Annotated in this window: 6 protein-coding genes; 2 read left to right on the top strand and 4 right to left on the bottom strand. The window is 71.0% G+C overall.

Annotated features, from left to right (window positions below; all coding sequences use genetic code 11):
- Positions 1-496 (top strand): DUF4328 domain-containing protein (locus tag ACOADB_RS13365; RefSeq protein WP_378599317.1); only part of this gene is annotated, 496 nt, incomplete at its 5' end.
- Here ACOADB_RS13365 and ACOADB_RS13360 read toward each other — a convergent pair.
- The 3 genes from ACOADB_RS13360 to ACOADB_RS13350 are packed head-to-tail and all read right to left on the bottom strand — an operon-like array spanning position 493 to position 3,942.
- Complete coding sequence (locus tag ACOADB_RS13360; protein WP_378599314.1) at positions 493-1,710, bottom strand: MFS transporter; 1,218 nt, start codon at positions 1,708-1,710, stop codon at positions 493-495. The two genes, ACOADB_RS13365 and ACOADB_RS13360, sit on opposite strands and share 4 nt — an antisense overlap.
- 29 nt (positions 1,711-1,739) lie before the next feature.
- The gene (locus ACOADB_RS13355; protein WP_378599312.1) at positions 1,740-2,582 is read right to left on the bottom strand and encodes an SDR family oxidoreductase; all 843 of its coding nucleotides are present in this window, start codon (positions 2,580-2,582) and stop codon (positions 1,740-1,742) included.
- A gap of 19 nt (positions 2,583-2,601) precedes the next feature.
- A complete protein-coding gene (locus ACOADB_RS13350; RefSeq protein WP_378599309.1) occupies positions 2,602-3,942 on the bottom strand; it encodes a cytochrome P450 in 1,341 nt (446 codons plus the stop codon).
- 113 nt (positions 3,943-4,055) lie between these two features.
- On the opposite strand from ACOADB_RS13350, the gene ACOADB_RS13345 reads away from it, so the two are divergent.
- Positions 4,056-4,658: a TetR/AcrR family transcriptional regulator gene (locus ACOADB_RS13345; RefSeq protein ID WP_378599306.1), complete on the top strand. Its 603-nt coding sequence runs from the start codon at positions 4,056-4,058 to the stop codon at positions 4,656-4,658.
- A 14-nt stretch (positions 4,659-4,672) separates the two neighbouring features.
- Here ACOADB_RS13345 and ACOADB_RS13340 read toward each other — a convergent pair.
- A partial coding sequence (locus ACOADB_RS13340; RefSeq protein ID WP_378599303.1) for an ATP-binding cassette domain-containing protein occupies positions 4,673-6,046 on the bottom strand: 1,374 nt, incomplete at its 5' end.

Here is a 6,046-nt window from a genome sequence, read left to right as displayed (position 1 = left end):
GGCCCGCGCCGGCTACAGCACCTACGACGTCTTCACCTTGTACGACGGCCTCGCGCTGCTGCTGATTCCGCTGATCATCGCGGCCTACGTCGTCTCTTGCCTGTGGCTGCAGTTCGCCCGCACCAACACCATCTCGATCGCCCCGGCGGTTCCCCACCAACGCGCATCGGCCTGGGTGTGGCTGGGCTGGTGGGTCCCGATCGTGTCCCTGTGGTTCCCGTTCCAGGTGGTCCGCGACGTGCAGGACGCCAGCCGCCCGGAGGGTCGAACTGTCGGGCTCGGGCTCTGGTGGGCGGCCTGGCTGGTCTACCTCTTCGGCAGCCGCGTGGCCGCGTCGGCGTCGACCTCGACCGACCCGGGCTTCATCGAGGCGCTGCCGACCATCGAGTGGATCAACGCCGGCGCTCTCGCCGTCGCCTGCGTGCAGTGGTGCCGGATCCTGTACGTGACCACGACCAACCAGCAGCGGGCGCTGGCGTCCGCGGCGGCGCGCTAGGCAGTTGCGCTGCGGCGGTGCACGACCGCCGAGACGAGCAGGATCGCGACACCGACGGCGGCAAGCCCGGCACCGACGAGCGCCGGCGCACGATAGCCGTACCCGGCCGCGATGACCAGGCCACCGAGCCAGGCGCCCAGCGCGTTGGCGATGTTGAGCGCGGCATGGTTCATCGCGGCGCCGAGCGTGACCGCTCCCCCGGCCACGTCCATCAGTCGCAGCTGGAGGTTGACCACCAGCACCGAACCGGTGGCGGTGACCAGGAACGCGACCGGCAGCAGGCCCCATCCGGTGGGCGCAGCGACGTAGTAGACGAGCATCAGCACGATGCCGGTCGCGCCGGACAGGATCAGGCTGCGATACACCGACCACGCGGCGAGCTCGCCCGCCAGCCAGGTGCCGACGACCATGCCGAGCCCGAGCGCCAGCACGAACACGGGAACCGTGCCGCGCTCGAGACCACCGACGGCAGTGACCGTCTTGGCGATGTAGGAGTAGACCGCGAACATCCCGCCGAAGCCGACCGCACCGACGGCCATCGTGAGCCAGACCTGCAGGCTGCCGAAGAACTCACGGGCTTCCTTGCGGCCGCTGGCCTCCGCGTCGCCCGGCACCGACGGCACGGCCGCCAGCACCATGGCCATGGTCGCCAGGGCGAGCAGGCCGCCGAGGAGGTACGTCGCCCGCCAGCCGACCTGCTGGCCGAGGAAGGTGGCCAGCGGGACGCCGACGACGTTCGCGATCGAGAGGCCGAGCATCACGCTCGCGATGGCGCGGCCGCGGCGTTCGGGCGTCACGAGGCTGGCCGCCACGAGGCTCGCCACCCCGAAGTAGGCGCCGTGCGGCAGGCCGTCGAGGAACCGGGCAACCGTGAGCACCTCGAAGCTCGGGGCGAACGCGCTGAGCAGGTTGAAGGCGCCGTACGCGCCCATCAGCCAGACGAGCATCGCCCGACGCGGCAGCGCCGCCCCGAAGAACGCCAGGATCGGTACGCCGACCACGACACCGATCGCGTAGGCGGAGATGATGTGGCCGGCCGTCGGCACGGAGACGTCGACGCCCTCGGCCACCTCGGGCAGCACGCCCATCGTCATGAACTCGGTGGTACCGATGGTGAAACCGCCGACCGCGAGCGCCAGGATCGCCAGCGCGGGTCGGGCGTGGGACACCGCCGGGCTGGCCTCGGTCGAGGTCGTCGTCGGCGTAGAAGTCACGTGGGATCGTAACCGGGCCAGCCGCTGGACTATTCCTTCGCGTCGCGCGCCCCGCGGCGCGCGCGCTCCTCGTAGGCGGCGCGTGCAGCCGTATCGGCCGAGCTCAACACGTCGCCGGCCTTGGTCGCGCGGGACATGGCGTCCTGGACGAATCGGGGCAGGGCCAGCGCCGACTTGCCCAGGCCCTGGGTCCAGCGCGGGACCCACATCTCTGCACGTGGCTTGAGCACCGCGGCCTCGATCACCGCAGCGACGTCCTCGGCCGTCACCGGCTTGATGCCTCGGGCGGCCGGCACGCCGGATGCGAGCTCGGTCTGGACCACCGTCGGCAGGACCACCGTGACGTCGATCCCGTCTGCCGCCAGCTCCTGCCGGATGGCCTCGCTGAAACCGACCACGGCGAACTTCGATGCCGAGTAGGTCGCTCCGTGCGACACGGCGACCCGACCGACGGCCGAGGCCACGTTGACCACATGGCCCCGACCCCGGTCGACCATGCCCGGCACGACGGCCTTGGTCCCGTTGATCACGCCGTGGACATTGACGTCCATGATCGTGCGGGCGACGCTCTCGGGTTCCTTGAGGACGGAGCCGAGCGGCATGATCCCGGCGTTGTTGACGAGCACGTCCCACGGGCCGAGGTGATCGACCTCGGCAAGGAACGCCGTCCACGACTCGACGTCACTGACGTCCAGGCGCGCGGCGGCGACGTTGCCGTCGTACGCGCTGGCCACCTCGGTCACCAACGCGAGGTCGAGGTCGCCGACAGCCACCTTTGCGCCCTGACGGGCGAAGCGGTCGACGGTGGCCCGGCCGATGCCGCGCGCACCTCCGGTGACGATGACGGACAGTCCTGCAAGGGAGCTGGACACGGGATTCCTCCGGTTGGTTTCAGAGTCGGACGAGGTCGATGGGCTGGCCGTCCTTCGGGAACGGCAGCGAGTGGTTGTCCAGGGGCGCGACGTAGCCGGGGTCCACGCTCCAGCGACGGGTGCGCAGGACGTGGTGCATGATCGCCTTCACCTCGGCGCCGGCGAAGTACAGGCCGATGCACTTGTGGACCCCACCGCCGAAGGGCGACCACGCATAGCGGTGCGCCTTGTCCTCGCGGCGCTCCGTCCCGAACCGGTCGGGGTCGAAGCGGGTGGGGTCGGTCCACAGCTCCGGCATCAGGTGGGAGTGCTGGACGCCGATCGCCACCTGCGTGCCCTCGGGGATGCGTACGCCCTGGACGACGGTGTCCTTGACAGTCGCCCGCGCGAGCATGGGCACAGGAGCACGGAGCCGGAGGCTTTCCTTCATCACCAGGTCGAGCGAGGTCAGCTGATCCAGCTCCGCCAGCGTCGGAGAGTCGCCGAGTGCCATCGACTCCGCGCGACAGCGCTCCTGCCACGCCGGATGCTGGCCCAGGTGCTGGAGCATCGTGGAGGTGGTGATCGTCGAGGTGTCGTGCGCAGCCATCATCAGGAAGATCATGTGGTTGACGACGTCGTCGTCGCTGAAGCGTTCGCCGTCGGCGGTCTCGATGTGGCAGAGCACCGAGAACAGGTCGTCGCTGCGCGTGGCCCGCTTCGCCGGCAGGTAGTGGCGCAGGAACTCCTCCAGCACGGCCCGGCCGCGATGGGCCCGGCCCCAGCGGGTCATCGGGACGTTGCCGCGGACCACTCCGGACGCCGCCTGCACGCAGGCGATGAAGGCGAGGTTGACCCGCTCCATCTGGGCCGCCGAGGTGTCCTCGGCGCCGCCCATGAAGATGTCGGCGGCGATGTCGAGCGTGAGCTGCTTGAGCGCCGGGTAGCAGCGGAAGCCGGGTCCGCCCTGCCAGGCATCGATGCCCTGGGCGATCGCCGGGTGCATCGGCTCGACGTACGACGCGAGCCGGTCGCGAGTGAAGGCCTCCTGCATGATCCGCCGGTGCACGTGATGCTCCTCGAAGTCCAGGAGCATCAGTCCCCGGTTGAAGAACGGACCGACCAGTCGACCCCAGGCCGGCCCGTTGGCGAACGCCTTGTCTGCGTTGCGAAACGCCTCTTCGCAGGCATCGGGCCCGAGCAGCATCACGAACGTCTGGCCCAGGAAGGGAAAGGGCGAGACAGGTCCATAGGTGTCCCACTGGTGCTGCATCAGCGCCACCGGATCACGGGCGTAGTCGGCCACCCGGCCGAAGAAGGGCAGGCCCCTGTCGCCGCGCTGGACGACCGGAAGGTCGCGTGCTTGCTGTGCTGCCGTCATTCGCCGACCTCCTCGGTGCGACCTCGTTGCCGCACCTCTGCTGGCACAGCCTCATTCAGGAAGTACGCCCTGTCAACCTTCTCTTCCGGGATCGGACGTGCAAGGCTGGGGACGTGGCCGTGCAGTCGGGGATCTACAAGGGCGTGAGCGCCGCAGAGCGTGCTGACGCCCGCAGGGGTCGCCTGCTCGACGCCACGCTGTCAGTCTGGGCTGACCCCGGGACACGTACGACGATGACCGCCGTGTGCGGAGAAGCAGGCCTCAGCGAGCGCTACTTCTACGAGAGCTTCACCGGCCTCGACGAGGCCCAGCGCGCGGTGCTCGAAGCGGTCGCCACCGAGATCGAGACGACGGCCCTGGCCGCTGCCGACATGGCCGGCGATGACCCCACGCAACGGATCCGGGCGGCAGTGGCGGCTTTCATCGACCTGCTGGTTGCTGACCCCCGCAAGGGACGCGTGGCCATCATCGAGGCAGGGGCCATGCCGGCCCTCCGCTCGCGCCGCACCGAACTGCTGCGCCACTTCGCGCACCTCGCCGCCGAGCAGGCCCACGACCGGCACCGTCCGCTCCGCCACGAGGACGAACTGGCTGGCCTGCTGTTCATCGGGGGCATGGCCGAGCTCGTCACGGCGTGGCTCGACGGCGCCGTCACGGCCTCGCCCGAGGAGCTCGTCGAGACAGCGAGTCGAAGCTTCCTCGGACTCGACGGCTGACCTCACTGGTTGACTCAGCCCGCGAGGTGGCCCCAGTCGGGGGCGAGGACGTCCCACGGACCGACGGCAGCGACCTCGCCGTCGACCAGCACCACGACCCGGTCGGCCTGCGCGAGCGCAGCCCGCTTCGAGGTCGCCCCGATGACGGTCGTGTGGCGCTCGCGGAGCGCCGCCCAGAGCTCGACCTCGGTCGCGGCGTCCAGGGCACTGGAGACGTCGTCGGCGAGCAGCAGCTCGGTGTCGGCCGCGAGGGCGCGCGCCAGCGCCAGGCGCTGGACCTGGCCACCGGACAGCCGCACCCCGCGGTGGCCGACCACCGCATCGGCGCCACCGGCCTCGTCCACGTCCTGGGCCAGGCGCGCTGCCTGGACCGGGCGGTCGAAGGCGCGGTCGTGGCCCAGCCGGACGTTGTCGGAGAACGTGCCGGACAGCACCCGCGGGACCTGGGCGACGTGGCCGACCTGGCCCGGGCGCAGGAACACCTCCGGATCGGTGACCTGCTCGCCGTTCCAGCGCACCTCCCCCGTGTGGTCGATCAGGCCGGCCAGTGCGGACAGCAGGCTGGACTTGCCCGAGCCGACCTGACCCACGAGCAGGACCAGCTCGCCGCGTTCGACGGTGAGGTCGACGCCGGCGACACCGATGGTGCCGTCGTCGTGCAGTGCGGAGACGCCGCTCAGCTCGAGCCGTTCGAGGGGCACCCGCGCCGGCTCGACAGGGTCGGGAGCCGCTCCGGTCACCAGGTCGATGCCCGCAGGCAGCTCCATCAGGTCACGGCCCCCGGCGAACCGGCTGGTCGCGCGCTGCCAGGCACGCACGCCCGGCGCCTCGGTGACGACGGCGCCGGCCACCCGGCCGAACCAGTCGAAGCCGTTGACCGCGGTCGCGACCAGGAGGGCGGTGGCCAGGCCCCACACGTCGAGCCAGAAGAGCGCCCACGCCGTGACGACGCCGACCTGGACCATCACGATCGGCACGCCGTCGAGGAAGGCCTGCACGCGATGCTCGAAGACCGCCGCCTCGACCCGGCCGCTGTCGACCCTGCGCAGGTGCGCGTGGACGTCCGGCGTCCGGCCGGCGAGCTTGACGGTGCGCGCCGATTCCACAGCGGACACCAGCGCACGGCCGAAGCCGGCCCGGGCCGTCGAGGACCGGGCGGCCGACCGGCCGGCGATCGGCCGGCCCAGCGACGAGGCGAGGGCACTCGACGTCATCACGGCGAACAGCACCGCGCCGGCCAGCCACGTGCCACCGGCGATCATGGTGATGAACGCGATCAGGATGCCGTTGACGAAGTCGACCCAACGGTCGGAGTAGCGCGCGAAACGGTCGGCGTCCATCGACCGGGCGACCACTTCACCCGGGGGCGTGCGCGGCAACCGGTGGGT

Source organism: Nocardioides sp. CPCC 206348 (assembly GCF_048654705.1).
In the GTDB taxonomy this organism is placed as follows: domain Bacteria; phylum Actinomycetota; class Actinomycetes; order Propionibacteriales; family Nocardioidaceae; genus Nocardioides.
The sequence above is the reverse complement of the archived record's forward strand: the minus strand, read 5'-3'. Positions and strand labels throughout refer to the sequence as shown.